Raw genomic sequence first — 16,841 nt, 5'->3', positions numbered from 1 at the left:
AAAAGTAGGGGCGCAAAGTTTTGCGCCCTTAAATTCATCTGATTTACTGAATATGAGATTTTGGCGTTTTTGGTTAAACAGTCTAGTTTTGTCCAGCCAATACGAACCAGCTAAATTTATCGAGTTTGTGATGCTAATTTTGACAGTATTACTACTCGGTATTTGGGGAGTTACACAACAATTACCTTATATGCTCTTATGCCTTAGTTATGCAATTGGAGCATCTATTTCTATGTTAGTTCGAGAAGCGATCGCACCCTCACCCCAAACACGAGTTTCTCGCTGCATTGCTTTATTATTACTTTTAATTAGCCTCTACGGTTTCGTTGATTTTCTTTAAATTGGTCAATGGTTAAATCACGAATGACTAATTCCATCCTTGCATTTCCACCAATTCTATACACAACTCGTTAATTTGCTCTAAGTCAGGTTTAGCAGGCAGAGTTGATTTTTCATAAACAGCATCCATTTGTGCGACTAAATCTTCTGCCATCTGCATCACCTGCTCATAACTATACTCTCCCTTGAGAATAGCTTTTAAATCATCAATATCACCTGCTATTCTTCTATCAACAATTATTTCTCCTTGCTGCAATATTTCTAAGCCGCTGCGTAGTAATCTAATGCAGTGCATTCCATGTTTGAGGTCAAATCCAGACTGTCTTTCCATTTCGGCTCTAACTGGATTTCGATTTTCCTGCCAAGATAAATATGCTTTCCATTCTCGCAAAGCAATTTGATAGTTTTGACTTTTTTGCAACAGTCTAATAAAGTCTTTGCGTCCATGAGTTAATTTTTCTGTATATTCTAAAGTTTCATTAGGTAAAGCATATTGTTTCAATACTCCCTTAAAATCAATATCTGCTGTTAGTAATTGATATAATTGCTCTGCTTCTTCTAAAAACTCAATTCGTCCTCTAATTAAGATATAAAGATACTCCAAAAAAGCGTTTAACTCATCTTTACTCAGTGGTTCTTCACCTTCTATGCCAAAATCAGCAGGTAATGGTTTCTTCTGCGGCGGATTTAACAACCACTTACGATGAGTTTCCATTTTTTTGATTTGAGCAAAAGCATAACCTGAATAAGTATGCTTAACTTTCTTACTCAAAAATAAATTTCTCTGTTTAATTAAATATTGTCCAACTTCAGTTAAAACAGGATATTTATGTAACCACAGCAATTCCAAAACATTAGGATTTGCACCTGCTAATAATTGGAGAATTTTTCTTAATTCGTAGATAACTGTATCTTGATTATTATCAATAAAAGGAAATATCCCTAGTTCATCCCAACCAGTATCTTTCTGTTCTATATGGTCAAATCCCAAATAATATCTTTTAGGCGCAATAAACACTCCCCGAAAATCAAAATCTGAGTCAGGACGATTTAATCCATAGCCGTGACTACCTGCTAAACCTATCAAAATGCTTCTTTGTTCGACTTCTATTCTTTTCATATCAAATGATTAAAATAGCTATCGTAACTCATTCCATTTTAGATTTTGGATTTTAAATTTTGGATTGAGAATGGCAGTGTGAGAATCTGATGTGGTGCGTTGCGCTACGCAACAACACACCCTACTAAGATTTAAACGCAAAGGCACTCACAAAACTTTGCGCGGCAGTCGCTACAACGGGGGGAACCCCCGCAACGCGCTGCCTTGCCTTTGCGTCTCTGCGTGAGATATTTAATTCCTCTGCTACACCATTTCAGATGATGTTTGCACCATTGGCTGCGGCTGGGGTTGGAACATGAACAAGGAGTAAACTACATCTCGACGGATGTTGACCATCATATCGAGGAATAGTTCATAACCTTCGCTCTTGTATTCAATTAACGGGTCTTTTTGACCGTAACCACGCAAGCCTACAGACTCACGTAAAGCATCCATTTGTTGCAGGTGTTCTCGCCACAGGGTGTCAATGCGCTGCAAGATGAAGAAGCGTTCAGCTTGACGCATTAGTCCTGGTTGAACTTGGTCAATTTGGGCTTCTTTGATGTCGTAGGCAATTCTCACCTGTTCGTGGAGGAATGCTTTAATCTCAGCCACAGACATATCCTCTAGCTGACTTGCCTGCATATCTGAAAGCAAGTAGACGAATTCTTTGACTTTATCAACCAGCTTTTCTAATTCCCATTCTTCTGAAGGCAAATCTGGGTTGATGTAGTAGTCAACGATGTCGTCCATCGTTTTTTCGGCATATTTGATGACTTGTTCTTTCAAGTCTTGACCTTCTAATACGCGACGGCGTTCGGCGTAGATGGCGCGACGTTGGTTGTTCATTACCTCGTCGTACTCAAACACCTGTTTCCGAATGTCGTAGTAGTAGGTTTCGACTTTTTTCTGTGCGCCTTCTAAGCTGCGAGTCAGCATTCCCGACTCAATGGGCATATCTTCTTCAACTTGGAAGGCATTCATTAAGCCAGCAACGCGATCGCCTCCAAAGATCCGCAACAAGTTATCCTCTAAACTGAGGAAGAATCTTGTGGAACCAGGGTCGCCTTGTCTGCCGGCACGTCCCCGCAACTGGTTGTCAATACGTCGTGATTCATGACGTTCTGTACCAATCACGTGCAAACCACCGATTTCGACAACGTTATTATGTTCGCTGCTGGTGAATTCTTCATATTCGTGTTTGACACGGTTGTAAGCTTCCCGCAATTTTTGAATTACTGGGTCTGAGGTGGGTGCTTTTTCCGCAGCTACCGCGACTTTATCTTCGGCTTCGAGTTCTGGTAAACTGCGATCGCCATATTCCCGCACTGCAAAATCTACTGCTTCTTTTAGCAGTTTTTCAGTTTCTTTTGACAGTTGGGTGGGGAAGATTTCTGGCGAAGCTTTCCAAGTTTTGACTTTTTTCCCAGGTGTAAAACCTTGGCCACCACCATGCCCACTAGGCATACTACCACTGGCCCTTTGAACACCAAACACATCTTCGTCTTCTGGTTGGACGATGCGCGGCATAAAGTATTCCCGCAACTTCAACCGCGCCATGTATTCAGAGTTACCGCCGAGGATGATGTCTGTACCTCTACCAGCCATGTTGGTCGCAATGGTAACAGCACCTCTGCGTCCTGCCTGAGCCACAATTTCCGCTTCCCGTTCCACGTTTTCTGGTCGAGCGTTCAGCAATTCGTGGGGAATGCCAGCTTGTTTCAGTAGTTGACTGAGGTATTCTGATTTTTCGACACTAGTGGTTCCTACTAATACTGGGCGACCGAGTTCGTGCATTTCGGCACATTCTCTAGCGATCGCTTGCCATTTACCAGCCTCTGTCTTAAAGACCATATCCGACAAATCTTGTCGTCTTCTGATTCTGTTGGTCGGAATTACGCTGACTTCTAGTTTGTAAATTTTTTCAAACTCAGCTTCTTCTGTCTTGGCTGTTCCCGTCATCCCGCCTAATTTGGGATACAGCAAGAACAAGTTTTGGTAGGTAATTGTTGCTAGAGTTTGGGTTTCTGGCTGAATTTCTACGTGTTCTTTGGCTTCAATGGCTTGGTGTAAACCATCACTCCACCGCCGTCCAGGTAACACCCGCCCGGTAAATTCGTCTACGATGACTACTTCGCCATTGCGGACAATATAGTTGACATCCTTCAAGAACAGTTCTTTGGCTTTAATGGCATTAAATACAAAGTGCGCCCAAGGGTCTTCCGGGTCAAATAAATCTGTAACACCTAAAAGTTGTTCTGCTTCAGCAAAACCTTCGTCTGTCAACAGTACGTTACGAGCTTTTTCGTCTACCTCGTAATGCTCATCTTTTTTCAAAGTCAGAGCAATTTCCGCAGCTTGGACATATTTTTCTGTTGGTCTTTCTACCTGACCAGAGATAATTAGTGGTGTCCGTGCTTCATCAATGAGAATTGAGTCTACTTCGTCAATTACACAATAGTTAAACGGGCGTTGTACCACATCAGCCATTGAAGTGGCCATGTTGTCGCGCAGGTAGTCAAAGCCTACTTCACTATTGGTAACGTAGGTAATATCACATTCATAGTTTTTCTGGCGCTCACTGGGATTCATGGTCGCCTGAATTAGTCCCACACTCAACCCTAGGAAGCGATGCACCTGTCCCATCCACTCCGCGTCCCGGCGAGCCAGGTAATCGTTGACTGTAACAACGTGTACACCTTTACCAGTGAGGGCATTTAAATAACTTGGCAAGGTTGCTACTAGGGTTTTACCTTCCCCAGTTTTCATTTCCGCGATTTGCCCAGTGTGTAGGATGATACCGCCTAACAGCTGGACATCAAAGTGCCGCAACCCTAAGACTCGCCTTCCTGCTTCTCTAACCACGGCAAAGGCTTCTGGCAGAATGTCATCGAGGGTTTCGCCTTTAGCGAGACGCTGTTTGAATTCTCCGGTTTTACCTTTTAAATCCTCATCAGAGAGAGCTTTAATTTCTTCCTCTAAGAGGTTAATTTCCGTGATGTAAGGTTGGTATTTTTTTAGCTTCCGAGCGTTGGGGTCGCCCAACAAGAGTTTTAACATGGCGGTTATGGAACTAAATCAAGGGGGATGGGAAATATGGCTTTGGTATTGATTATAAGAATTTAACCTAACCCAGCTATTTTGGTTGCAGATGAGTAGGAAATGAGAATTGGGTCAAAAACGCAGAAAAAGTAGATCAAATAAATCTACTAAAGATTTGGTTTTATTTTACGTTTAATATCGAAACTCTATTAATAGTATCATTTTGCCCCCAACTGAGGCAGGGAAACCCGACCATATTCAAGGTGCGATCGCCCCCATGATATCGTGTCTGGTAATCAGGTTGCTGGGTGTAGGGGAAGATAAATCTTACACCTGGTAAATCCCAGCTAGTAGGTTGGGTGAAGCGACAGCGCAACCCAACATCCAATGATTTTCATATTTAGTCAAATGTTCGAGTTCCGAAGGTGAAGTTTCAGCCTTTTTACTCGAACGTTGGTGTTCAAAGGCTGAAACGTGAGGTTTTGAGGGTGAAGTGTCAGGAAATTTTCTGCGTTGGGTGTTGTGGGATGTGGTTTTGTTTCGCGCAGAGGCGCAAAGATGAAGTCCCTCCTCGGAATTTATTCCGAGTCTCATAGTGCAAGTCCACTATGGAGGACTCAAAGAAAAATTCAGTCCACTTGAGTGGACTTTCGCTATTAGCCTAGAACTTTAGTTCTAGGTGGGATATGGTTTCAACGTGAGAATTTTCGGCTTGTGTGTACACCGTAGCGCCTTTTAGGAGAGAGAAAGGTCTGTCGAATTTACGTTCAATTAGAATTTTCCCATTCGGAAGAAAGGCGACGAAAATTATATTGTTCTGCGCTGGGATGACAGCTCACACAGCTACTAATTTGTACCGGACGTGGTAAATCGACGTTGGGATGCAAAGCTTTGAAGAAACGAGATTTGTTGACACGATAAGGTGTTTCTTCGTCTTGGAGTTGGGTACGGGAGAAAGTTGAAAGATATCGCCACACAAGAATGCGGGGTGGGTCGATTAATGGCTTGAGTTGTACACCATAGTGCTGGGAGTCTTCCAAAAGATTTTTCCAGGTTTGGGTGGGTAAAACTTGTGGCGGGATAGCAATATGACATTTAGAGCAATTTTCTATATATAGTTCTTGTCCTAGCTCGTACTGAGCCGGGACAACATCAACTGTTCCTACTTCTGCGCTAGGAGTAGCACTGTAGACGCTGGTTGCAGAAGTAAATAGCCACCCCATAACCAGACTCCAAGCCACAATTACCAACACTAAACCAAAAGATTGGCGTTTAAGTTGGCGAGTTTTACGCTTTACAAGATTTGACATTCCTCACATTCCCAGATACTTAATATGTGGAGCTTGTAGCTAATGATTGAGACTTATGCTGTGTTGCTGATGTTGCAAGTTTTGGGTGGGTATTTTAATTGTTGGGCATTGCGATCGCATCTTCAATCTCATCATCCCTTGATTCAACGTTAATAGCTGTAATACAAAAACCCCAGCAATGAACCGGAGTATACTAAAAGAAGTATGAAATTTCAAACTTCATACTTCACACTTCATACTTCATACTTCAGCCTTACTTACCGCCTGTGGAACTATCGTGTAAATCAGAGTACGCAATTCTAGCCTTACTAGAAATGGCAACTCATTATGAAAATGGCGAACCGATGCAAATTCGGCAAATCGCGGCTACACAAAACATACCCGATCGCTATTTAGAACAACTACTGGCAACTTTGAGACGCGGGGGTATAATCAAAAGTCAACGCGGCTCCAAAGGTGGCTATTTATTGTCCAAAGAACCTTGGAAAATTACAATATATGAAGTTTTAGAATGCTTAGAAGGCTTAGACGTGAAAGTCAACGAAGAAACTTCCAGTCTCAAAAGTGTAGATAGTGCTGTTGTAGATGAAATTTGGCAAGAAGCTTGTCTAGCAGCAAATGCTGTTTTGCAAAACTACACACTTCAGGATCTATGTGAAAAAAGAGATTCTCGCAAGCAGCTAGACATCATGTATTACATCTAGTCAATGGTCAATGGTCAATGGTCATTAGTCAATTGTTGGTACTCTTGACTTTGGACTATTGACTCTTGACTAATAACAAAGGAATCGAAATGCAAATTGCTCGTAACATAACAGAACTTATTGGTCGTACACCCTTAGTGCAATTAAATCGCATTCCCCAAGAGGAGGGATGTGTAGCGCAAATAGTATTGAAGTTGGAAAGTCTCAACCCATCGGCATCAGTGAAAGACCGAATTGGGATTAGCATGATTAATGCCGCAGAAGCAGAGGGATTGATTTCTCCAGGAAAGACAGTATTAGTAGAACCAACTTCAGGTAATACAGGAATTGCCTTGGCAATGGTAGCGGCTGCGAAGGGTTATCGATTAATTTTGACAATGCCCGATACTATGAGTGGAGAACGACGGGCAATGTTGCGGGCTTATGGGGCAGAATTAGAACTCACCCCCGGACTTGAAGGTATGGGTGGGGCAATTCGCCGCGCCCAGGAAATAGTTAATACTACACCACACTCATATATGTTGCAGCAATTTCGCAATCCAGCGAATGCCAAAATCCATCGAGAAACGACTGCCGAAGAAATCTGGGCAGATACCGATGGTCAGGTAGATATGATTGTTGCAGGAGTAGGTACAGGTGGTACGATCACTGGTGTAGCAGAAGTTCTGAAAGCACGTAAGCCAAGTTTTCAGGCGATCGCAGTCGAACCAGCCAATAGCCCAGTCTTATCAGGCGGAAAACCTGGGGCGCACAAAATCCAAGGGATTGGCGCGGGTTTTATTCCGCAAGTGCTGAAGATGAAATTCATTGATGAAGTCATTACCGTCAGCGATGAAGATGCGATCTCATTTGGACGACGGTTAGCCAGAGAAGAAGGCCTATTATCTGGCATTTCCAGCGGTGCGGCTTTGTGTGCTGCTGTTCGCGTTGCCCAACGCCCAGAAAACGAAGGACGCTTAATTGTGGTCATTCAGCCCAGTTTTGGAGAAAGGTATTTGAGTACACCGTTATTCCAGGACTTGGAAGCAAAGGTAGCCACCAGCGTCAGCTAACAATCAATTAGACTAATGGTTGACTCCAAACATATCAATAATCACTACGAAACTCTCAAAATTAATCGTGATGCCAGCCAAGCGGAGATAAAACAAGCTTATCGCCGCTTGGTGAAATTATTTCATCCTGACAGCAATCAAGAAACAGCAGATAAAGATCAAATTATCCGCATCAACGCTGCTTATGAAGTCTTGGGTGATACCCAAAGCCGTCTTGATTATGACCAAAAATTGCAAGACGAATCTCAAAATCGTCAACAACGGGCAGCATCGGCGCAAAAACATTACCAAGCCACGCGACAATCAGGTAAAAACGCTGATGAACAAGTCGAAGAATGGCTACGTTTAATTTATCAACCAGTTAACAGCATACTTAGTGAAATTCTTGATTCTCTAGAAGAGCAAATTGAGCAATTAGCAGCTGATCCTTTTGACGATCAATTATTAGAAGAATTTCAGGAATATTTAGATAATTGTCGAGAAGATATTAAACAAGCTCAAGTTATTTTTCGTTCTCTCCCCAATCCACCTAGTTTAGCGAGAACTGCGGCGCATCTTTATTACAGCCTCAATCAAGTCGCAGATGGCATAGAAGAATTGGCATATTTTCCGATGAACTATGATGATCGCTATTTGCACACAGGGCAAGAAATGTTTCGCATAGCAACAAGATTACACTACGAAGCGCAAGATTCAGTTAAGCAATAAAACAATAAGTTAATATCTCAAATAATTCGATATTTATAGCTAAAGGAGAAAAGTATGAATACTGCGATCGCTTCTAGCACAACTTTAGCTGAAACACCTACAAATATAACCATACTTCACGACATTCAATGGGATACCTATCAAAAATTGGTGCGAGATTTAGAGTCACAACCAGGAACAAAGCTGACTTATGATAATGGCACATTGGAGATTATGATGCCGCTACCTCCGCATGAACGTTATAAAAGATTATTGGGTCGTTTTGTTGAAGTAACGACAGAAGAATTAGGAATTGAAATTTGTAGTTTAGGTTCTACAACTTGGACACGAGAAGATTTACGCAAGGGTTTAGAACCAGATGAGTGTTACTACATTCAAAATGAATTAGCTGTACGCGGTAAAGATGTCATAGATTTAACAATTGATCCGCCTCCAGATTTAGCGATTGAAGTTGACAGTACCAGTAGTTCCATGAATCGGATGGGGATTTATGCAGCACTGAGAGTCCCAGAAGTATGGCGTTTTGATTGTGAGACTTTGACTATTTGCAGTTTAGCTAATGAAGAGTATCAACTTATTGAGGTGTCGTCAGTTTTGCCAATATTTGATGCTGCTGTGTTAATGGAATTTTTGGAGTTAAGTTTAACGATGGGTGAAACAAGTTTAATTCGTCATGTGCGGCAATGGGTAAGAGAACAGTTAGCAAAATCATCAACCACCGATTAGTGTTAGCGTAAAATCAAAGCATTGCATAAAAACCAGACACCATGTCATCAACAGCAATTGCTACTGTCATCAAAATGATGGAATCTTTACCAATTGAAGTACAAGACCGCATTGCAGAACATTTGCGAGAGTATATTGATGAATTGCAAGATGAGATGAGATGGAATAACGCTTTTCAAAGAAATTAATCAAAATTAATCGCTGCCGCTAAACAAGCTAAACAACAAATCGCAGAAGGAACAGCAACTGCGATGGATTATGACCAACTATGAGGTCAGTAGTTCTTCCCTCTTTTTGGGCTGAATATCGGGAGTTGAGCAAGTAAATCAGGCCAAGTGCCAGAAAATCATATAAGCTTTGGGCAGAGAATCCATTTCATCCATCTTTACATTTCAAGTGCATCAATACCGAAAAAAATATTTGGTCTGTCAGAATAATGCGAGGGTATCGCGCACTTGGAATTTTAGAAGAAGATACGGTGACATGGTTTTGGATTGGTAGCCATGATGACTATGAGCGTTTTTTTGGATGAATTGGAATTGAGATAAACTTATACCAGCAGCCAGCAGGATATTATTCCCTTCGCCACAGACAAAGAAATTAGTTTATGCTGGAAAAAGTGAAAGATTAAGAAAGTTTAAAATTTTCTCCCAGTGTACTCATGCAATGTATCGTAAATCGCCGCGCTCAATTTTCGGCTAGTCATCGCTATTGGCTACCCGAACTGAGTGAAGCAGAGAATTTTGAGAAATTTGGTGCTGGCGCAAAATTCCCCGGACATGGACACAACTATGTCTTGTTTATTTCCCTGGCTGGGGAATTAGATGAGTATGGAATGGTGCTGAATTTGTCTGATGTCAAACAGGTAATTAAACGCGAAGTTACCAGTCAACTGGATTTTTCTTATCTCAATGATGTCTGGGCAGAATTTCAAGAAACTCTCCCCACCACTGAAAATATTGCACGGGTTATCTGGCGGCGGTTAGCACCCCACTTGCCTGTAGTCCGCGTACAGTTATTTGAACATCCTGAACTTTGGGCAGATTATATGGGAAACTCAATGGAAGCCTACCTCTCTATCAGCACTCACTTTAGCGCCGCCCATCGGCTGGCACATCCTGATCTCAGCCTAGAAGATAATACTGAGATTTATGGCAAATGCGCTCGGACTAACGGTCACGGACACAACTATCATTTAGAAGTGACTGTGAAAGGCGAAATTGATCAGCGCACTGGAATGATTGTTGATTTAGGTGCGTTGCATAAAGTGATAGAAGACTATGTGGTAGAACCATTCGATCACAGCTTTTTGAACAAAGATGTGCCTTATTTTGCCAAAGTTGTACCGACTGCTGAGAATATCGCACTATATATTAGTAATTTACTGCGATCGCCCATCCAAGAACTAGGAGCCAAGCTTTACAAAGTCAAACTGATCGAAAGTCCCAATAACTCCTGCGAAATATACTGCACAGATACAGAATCGAATTCTGTCAATGCAGTAGATAGCCAACCAGTTTTAGTACGAGTGTAGTTCTTGTAGAGACGCGAAATTTCGCGTCTCTAATTTTTCATAATCAGAGATACAAGCAAAGGATGACTATCCAGGAAAAGTCACACGGAGATGATAAAATTACTCCTTAGCTATTTAGTTAATAATGAGTAATTATCAAATGTCCTCGACGCTTCATCCCTTGCAGATTGGTAAACATATTGCCCGTTATCCCATCATGCAAGCGGCAATGGCAGTACGGGTATCTGGCGCACATTTGGCTGGTGCAGTTGCTAATGCTGGAGGCGTGGGGATGATAGCTTCTCTGGGACTAGGTTTAGATTCTCCCTACTTTAATCAGAGTAAACGCAGTAGTTTTTTTACAGCTAATCGACTCGCACTCATCGATGAATTGTCTAAAGCCAGAACCATCAGCCCTGATGGGGTGATAGGTGTAAATATTCTTGTAGGTACGAAAGATTACTCCAGATTAGCGACAACAGCCGCAGCTGAGGGTGCAAATTTAATTGTGACAGGGGCAGGAATGCCTTTAAATTTACCAGAGTACACTGCCGATTTTCCTGATGTCGCCCTTGTACCGACTATAGCTAATGTTGAGGCGGCACAGTTTCTTTGCCAGACTTGGAAAAATCGATATAATCGCTTACCTGATGCCTTCATTGTAGAAAATTGCCAGAAGGTAGGCGGACATTTTACCCAATGTGAACAAATCAATGTTCCAGGGTTTTCCATTGAATGGGTGATTTCCCAATTGCGGGATTATTTAGTTGAGACGATGGGTGTGAGGATACCTTTGATTGTTACAGGTGGAATTAGCGATCGCCACGATATTGATCAAATGTTATTAATGGGTGCTGATGGTGTGCAAATGGGTACTCGCTTCATTACTACAATCGAATGTGATGCCAATCAGCGTTATAAAGAATATCATTTGCAATCAAATATAGAAGATATCGTTACTGTACCCAGTCCTGTCGGTAAACCCAGCCGTGCTTTACGCAATTCCTTTGCAGAACAAATTATGAAAGATTCATTACAGGAACGGCGATGTATTGCCAACTGTTTAGAAACCTGTTTGTTTCGAGACAAAGGCAAAACCTATTGCTTACTCAATGCACTAGCTCAAGCTGCTCGTGGTGATGTGGAACATGGTTTAATTTTTTCTGGTGCTAATGTTAGTCAGACTGAACGCATCATCTCTGTTGCAGAATTGATGGCAGATTTGACTGCCAAAGTCTAACACCAAACCAATAGTATGGTGAATTTCTGGCTAAATCTGCGTTGCAGCTAATACTTCTGCGAATTGCCACGTTTCTAAGAACACCATACTTGATGATTTGGCGTTGCTGAATCCAGAAATGATTCTTGTAGGTTATGCCACAAATTTATATTTGCAACAACCCTTCAGGATTGACAGAGAAGAGCGATCGCCTCTGCAAACCTTCTCGATGTAAAATCTCGTTGGCTGCTAATAAGCCACTACTCACAGCGCGTTCCATTAAACCGCAGGGAAAAGGCATCTTTACCCAATCTCCTGCAAATACTAAGTTAGGAATAGTCGTGCTGGTTTCAGGACGTTCTGCATAACTATTAGGTGGGTATCCCGAAAAGTTATGTTGATTCACTAATTCTCGGTGTAATATTTTTGCTTGTTTCAACTCTGGAACAATTGCATAAAGTTCTTGTTCAAAAGTATTCATCAAAGCTTCTTGAGTAGGAAATTGTTTTTCTTTGTAACAGTAGGCGTGTAATTCAACAACACTACCACCAGTTTTTTGTGACCACTCAATAAATTGTTGCTGAATGCGATGATAAAGAGTGATGCTGTCAGTTAATTTGTAGCCCGATAAAGAAGTAAAATTACTTTGTTGCCACTCAAAATCGCGGTCAAACCAAAAGCGACATACCGCAAAAGGATCAGCAATACTCAACTTTTCTACTTGGCTTTGCACTGTCGCATCTACATCACCACTAACACGCTGAAATAATTTTTGTACTCCTGGAACATCGGTAGCAAAGACATAATAATCGGCTTGCAATTTTTCTGACAAAGCTAACTCTTGATTAACTGCTACTAGTTGCACCTCATCATTGTGTCTTTCTACTACTTGAAACTTAGCTAAATCTCGTTTAGCTGGCCCTTTTAAAACTTTACCATCAGCAGCAAATGTAGCTCCATGACAAGGACATTTAAACTTGCCATCTTCAGCTTTTTGGACAGTACAACCTTGGTGAGTGCAGGTAAGAGAAATTGCTGCTTGACTGCCTAATGGTAAAGCGAATACTTCATCAGCCGCGCCAAAATATTCTATCTGGTCATCAGCGATCGCAGTATTTTGCTTCACTGTAAACGGCACAGCATTGTGATTACCACCAACGTTATATTTTACCCCATCAATCTTACCGTCTACAGCTATAACTTCAGTTACAGTTGCATCGGTGATGATTTTACCGCCATGCTGCACAATTGCTTTAGCGATCGGTTGGACTAAACTTGTCCCCATATCGTCTTTTGTACCATTAAAAGCTAGTCCTTCTGGGTTGCCAAAAAAATAAAAGTGGAAGAACTGCATTAGTTCTCCAACACTCATAATATCTGGTGCATTTAAACTAGATTTAGCAAAAGGTAGAAAATATAAATCGTATAAACCTTGGGGAAATTCTGTTTCTACCCAATCAGCAACAGATATATTATCAAAGCGCTGATAATTTTTTTCTCTTTGAAATCCCGTGATAGCTTGGAAAACTTGGAGATGTTTGATTTTCGTTAAATTAATTCCCCAACGGAAGCGATTGGGAGATGCTATGGCTAAATCTATAATATTCCACGGAAAAGCCGAACGACTGGGGCGAAATATCTCTGGTTTGTATTTAGAATCTTGATAAACAACAGAATAAAAGTTCAGGGATTGAAAATTATTAGTTATTCCCAATTCTGCGACTACACTATTCAAGTTATAGTACTGAGGAAAAAAGCCATGAAAGCCATGTTCCATCATGAAAGTTTCGCCAGCAGCTTCTACTTGCCAACTAGCGATTTTTCCACCTAATTGCGGAGATTTTTCTAACAGTGTGACCACAAATCCCCGCTGACTCAATTCATAAGCACAAGCTAAACCTGCTAAACCACCACCAATTACTACAACAGTTTTAGGTTGGTTTAATATTTGCGGCAACTCAAGAGTATCTTTTTGAAATACCGTTGGTTTTGGCTTAGTAAACCGCGAGTAGCCTGTGATTCCTGCAATTGTACCGACACTGAACAACTTCAGCAGTGTACGCCGAGGGATAGTAGATGATTCCAGCAAATTAGGTATTTGGCTCATTGGTTACAAAATTAACTTTTCACATCTAACACAGTAGTGAAATGATCACAGTAAGTTTGCCGATTGTATTGTTAGGAGTATTTCTTTGATTACTGTGCTAGTCCTGAACGGATTTATTTTGCCAGAATGGCAGAAATTGTCAAGAGTACACAATACTGGAGACTTTCTTAGATGAAATATTGGCGCGAAACCATAGCTGTGACTCAGCGCATCTTAATTGAATTATTACGTCGCCGACGTAGCCTCATTTTTTGGAGTATTTTTCCGATTTCAGTATTAATACTCGGTGGGTTTATTTTGGCGGAACGAGCAAAATTACCAATCAACACGGCTTTTGAATATACTGCACCTTCAACATTGGTAGGTGCTGCACTATTTTTCAGTTGTTTGGGTGGTAGCGTCGCCACTGTCGTTGCAGAAAGAGAACAGCAAACCCTCAAACGCCTGTTTCTTTCTCCTTTGAGTGGTATATCCTATTTTTTAGGAATTTTTTTAGCTCATAGTTGCATTGGTTTAGGACAAACTTTGCTAGTTTATACTGTTGCTGCTTTTTGGGGTGCTACATTTAAAGGTTCTATTTTCTTAGGATTAACTATTATTTTCATGAGCATCGCTGCTTATGTAGGCTTAGGTTTTATTTTAGGTACGCAATTAGCGAGGCGAATTGAAGATGTTAATGCTTTAGTTGCCGCATTTGGAGTACCTTTATTAATTTTAGGTGGGGCATTTTTGCCGAGTTCATTATTTCCTAAAAGTTTAATTAATATTGCTCAATATAATCCGATTTATCACATGAATGAGGCGTTTGTAGGAGTATCAACGCAGGGAAAGCAAATTAGTGAAATAGCATCACATTTTTGGTTTTTATTTGTGTTTACTTTAGGGATGGTGATTGGGGGTTGGTTATCTTATCGCCGAATGTTGTTGGTGGAAAAAAGGCTATGAAAATCTAGATACTCAACTTCTTTAATAAGTTGGGTATCTGAACCATGCTAACCAGATCAGAAAAAATTTAAAATATGCTGACAATTAACAATCTCAATAAATCTTATTTTAAAAGAAAAGTTATACAAGATTTAAACCTACATATAGAAGCCGGAGAAATTTATGGTTTACTAGGTGCAAATGGTGCTGGTAAGACAACAACAATTAATATTATTTGTAACTTACTTAAGGCTGATAGTGGTGATGTCACAATTAATTATCAGCCAATTTCTGATGCGACAAAAAAAATCATTGGCGTTGCACCGCAAGAGAATTTACTTTATAAAACTCTGACTTGCGAAGAAAATTTAAAATTTTTTGCTGATATTTATGGATTAGATAAAAAAACGCGCCAACAACAAATACAATCAACTCTGGCGGCTGTAAATTTATTAGATAGGGCAAAAAGTCCAGTAGAAACTCTCAGTGGGGGAATGCAGCGGCGGTTAAATATTGCTGTTGCTTTAGTGCATCAACCAAAATTAGTGATTTTGGATGAACCAACTACCGGATTAGATATTGAATCAAGGTATGAGATTTGGGAGTTGATTCGACAGTTGAGCAATCAGGGAATGACAATTTTGTTGACGACGCATTTATTAGATGAAGCAGAGCGTCTTTGTCACAGAATTGGTATTCTCAAAAATGGGCAAATTTTGGCTGAAGGTAGTTTGGCGCAGTTGCGTAAATTCGTTCCAGCCGCTGAAATTTTGGTAATCCAAACAACACAAAAAGAACAAGCGATCGCCCGCGCTCAAGAATATAATTTTATCCCTAAATATTATGGCAATGAGTTAGCTTTTTGGCTGCCAGAACCACTAGAATTAAAAGAAATTTTTGCCAGATTTGAGGGCATAAATATTGATGCGATTGCTCGTCAGCCTGTGCGATTAGAACATATTTATTTAGAAGTAACACAAAAAACTCACACGTTTTAGCCATTACAACCAATATTTTCAGTAAATATATGAAATTATGGTGATTATTTTAGGCAATAAATAGCTTTAATTTTGTCTTTCTCAGGAAAATAATTGTAATTATCGTAAATCCCAGCGCTAACAAGGATGAACTCAAAGACAGAATATTCACAGGAATACCGAGGTTTATTTTAAATAAATAATTTTTGCTGATTAAAATAAATATATATTGCCAATATTTGTGTAGTGCAAACAAACCTAGTGAGTATTTTGCTAAAAAATTAATCAGTCTATTAGTTTTGAAGTTAGCATTATAAATAAAACAGAAAAACGTTAATGCTCCAAAAAATATAGAAACTCTGCCATAAACAGTTGTCGGAAAACCATAAGTACGCAAAATTATGTCATGTAAGGAAAAAAGTAAATATGCTCCCAAGTAGAAGAACTTAAATTTTAGTACTTGATTTTGATGATTAACTAAGGCGAAAGCTATAGGTATATAAATTAAGAAATTGCCAATAAAAAAGTAGGGAATTTTAACTTTTGATAAGTAGCTGATTTCATAACCTAATAAAGTGATGGTTACAATTGCTATAGATAACACTAGTCTCAGTTTTTTGTTAGAATGTTGATAAAAGTGAGTAATGATAGTTAAAATAATCAAATTTAAAATAAAATAAAAAACTGAATCACCTACAAGAGGTATTTTTGGAGATATGCCTAGCAGAATTGTCCAAGTTAATGCAGGTAACTTTGAAGTATAAATCCAATAAAGTGTAACATGAATAAAAGTCCAAAATAAAAATATTTGAAGTAATCTATTTAACCTATTTTTTAGGTAATTTAAATCAGATTGAAAATTTTTTATAATAAATAAATAAAGAGAAACAATATAAAATATAGGCACAGCAGTAAGAGTTAATTGATACTCAAAATTACTGACTAATGAATTTAAAGAAGTGATCATCTGTTCAGACGCATTTTTATAAACAAACTTAATTGGATGCAAATGCCAAAATAAAACAAAGCTGATACTTAGTGCCTTTAAAGTATCTAATCCTTGATTTCTTGACGATTTCATAAGTTAAATTTATAGCAAATTTTGTTATATCACAATAAAT

16 protein-coding genes and 1 pseudogene are annotated in these 16,841 nt (G+C 39.9%); 11 read left to right on the top strand and 6 right to left on the bottom strand.

The annotated features are described in order from the left end of the window. Positions 1 to 52 precede the first annotated feature (52 nt). On the top strand, positions 53 to 340 hold the full coding sequence (locus ACMX3D_RS29025) for a hypothetical protein (protein WP_482749221.1): 288 nt from the start codon (positions 53 to 55) through the stop codon (positions 338 to 340). Between the two features lie 27 nt (positions 341 to 367). On the opposite strand, the gene ACMX3D_RS29020 is transcribed toward ACMX3D_RS29025, so the two are convergent. The 4 genes from ACMX3D_RS29020 to ACMX3D_RS29005 form a co-directional block, all read right to left on the bottom strand. Next, positions 368 to 1,459, bottom strand: a complete 1,092-nt coding sequence (locus tag ACMX3D_RS29020; RefSeq protein ID WP_482749220.1) for a nucleotidyltransferase domain-containing protein — start codon at positions 1,457 to 1,459, stop codon at positions 368 to 370. A gap of 243 nt (positions 1,460 to 1,702) precedes the next feature. Beyond that, positions 1,703 to 4,498 (bottom strand): preprotein translocase subunit SecA, encoded by a 2,796-nt coding sequence (gene secA, locus ACMX3D_RS29015; protein ID WP_482749219.1) that lies wholly within the window; start codon positions 4,496 to 4,498, stop codon positions 1,703 to 1,705. Between the two features lie 309 nt (positions 4,499 to 4,807). Continuing rightward, entirely contained in the window at positions 4,808 to 5,074 is a 267-nt protein-coding gene (locus ACMX3D_RS29010; RefSeq protein WP_482749218.1) for a hypothetical protein, read from the bottom strand. 173 nt (positions 5,075 to 5,247) lie between these two features. Beyond that, positions 5,248 to 5,790 (bottom strand): diheme cytochrome c, encoded by a 543-nt coding sequence (locus ACMX3D_RS29005; RefSeq protein ID WP_482749217.1) that lies wholly within the window; start codon positions 5,788 to 5,790, stop codon positions 5,248 to 5,250. 266 nt (positions 5,791 to 6,056) lie between these two features. On the opposite strand from ACMX3D_RS29005, the gene ACMX3D_RS29000 reads away from it, so the two are divergent. From ACMX3D_RS29000 to ACMX3D_RS28965, 8 genes and pseudogenes are all read left to right on the top strand, one after another. Further along, complete coding sequence (locus ACMX3D_RS29000; RefSeq protein ID WP_482749216.1) at positions 6,057 to 6,494, top strand: RrF2 family transcriptional regulator; 438 nt, start codon at positions 6,057 to 6,059, stop codon at positions 6,492 to 6,494. A gap of 89 nt (positions 6,495 to 6,583) precedes the next feature. Beyond that, positions 6,584 to 7,546 (top strand): cysteine synthase A, encoded by a 963-nt coding sequence (cysK, locus tag ACMX3D_RS28995; protein ID WP_482752453.1) that lies wholly within the window; start codon positions 6,584 to 6,586, stop codon positions 7,544 to 7,546. Positions 7,547 to 7,561: 15 nt separating this feature from the next. Beyond that, a complete protein-coding gene (locus tag ACMX3D_RS28990; RefSeq protein WP_482749215.1) occupies positions 7,562 to 8,254 on the top strand; it encodes a J domain-containing protein in 693 nt (230 codons plus the stop codon). A 54-nt stretch (positions 8,255 to 8,308) separates the two neighbouring features. Further along, complete coding sequence (locus ACMX3D_RS28985) at positions 8,309 to 8,980, top strand: Uma2 family endonuclease (RefSeq protein WP_482749214.1); 672 nt, start codon at positions 8,309 to 8,311, stop codon at positions 8,978 to 8,980. A 41-nt stretch (positions 8,981 to 9,021) separates the two neighbouring features. Next, positions 9,022 to 9,252: pseudogene (locus ACMX3D_RS28980) on the top strand (hypothetical protein). A 53-nt stretch (positions 9,253 to 9,305) separates the two neighbouring features. After that, entirely contained in the window at positions 9,306 to 9,512 is a 207-nt protein-coding gene (locus ACMX3D_RS28975; RefSeq protein ID WP_482752452.1) for a ParE family toxin-like protein, read from the top strand. Between the two features lie 129 nt (positions 9,513 to 9,641). Then, positions 9,642 to 10,514, top strand: coding sequence for a 6-carboxytetrahydropterin synthase (locus ACMX3D_RS28970; protein WP_482749213.1), 873 nt, complete (start codon positions 9,642 to 9,644; stop codon positions 10,512 to 10,514). A 139-nt stretch (positions 10,515 to 10,653) separates the two neighbouring features. After that, positions 10,654 to 11,733 (top strand): NAD(P)H-dependent flavin oxidoreductase, encoded by a 1,080-nt coding sequence (locus ACMX3D_RS28965; RefSeq protein ID WP_482749212.1) that lies wholly within the window; start codon positions 10,654 to 10,656, stop codon positions 11,731 to 11,733. Positions 11,734 to 11,878: 145 nt separating this feature from the next. Here the strand turns inward: ACMX3D_RS28965 and ACMX3D_RS28960 are convergent, their stop codons facing one another. After that, on the bottom strand, positions 11,879 to 13,819 hold the full coding sequence (locus ACMX3D_RS28960; protein WP_482749211.1) for an FAD-dependent oxidoreductase: 1,941 nt from the start codon (positions 13,817 to 13,819) through the stop codon (positions 11,879 to 11,881). Between the two features lie 171 nt (positions 13,820 to 13,990). Between ACMX3D_RS28960 and ACMX3D_RS28955 the strand changes: the two genes are divergently transcribed. Together ACMX3D_RS28955 and ACMX3D_RS28950 are read left to right on the top strand one after the other, a co-directional pair. After that, a complete protein-coding gene (locus tag ACMX3D_RS28955; RefSeq protein WP_482749210.1) occupies positions 13,991 to 14,764 on the top strand; it encodes an ABC transporter permease in 774 nt (257 codons plus the stop codon). Positions 14,765 to 14,838: 74 nt separating this feature from the next. Continuing rightward, the gene (locus ACMX3D_RS28950) at positions 14,839 to 15,741 is read left to right on the top strand and encodes an ABC transporter ATP-binding protein (RefSeq protein WP_482749209.1); all 903 of its coding nucleotides are present in this window, start codon (positions 14,839 to 14,841) and stop codon (positions 15,739 to 15,741) included. 49 nt (positions 15,742 to 15,790) lie between these two features. Here ACMX3D_RS28950 and ACMX3D_RS28945 read toward each other — a convergent pair whose 3' ends face one another. Then, a complete protein-coding gene (locus ACMX3D_RS28945) occupies positions 15,791 to 16,801 on the bottom strand; it encodes an acyltransferase family protein (protein WP_482749208.1) in 1,011 nt (336 codons plus the stop codon). Between the last annotated feature and the right edge of the window lie 40 nt (positions 16,802 to 16,841).

The organism is Anabaena sp. TISTR 8404, assembly GCF_056847745.1.
The sequence above is the reverse complement of the archived record's forward strand: the minus strand, read 5'-3'. Positions and strand labels throughout refer to the sequence as shown.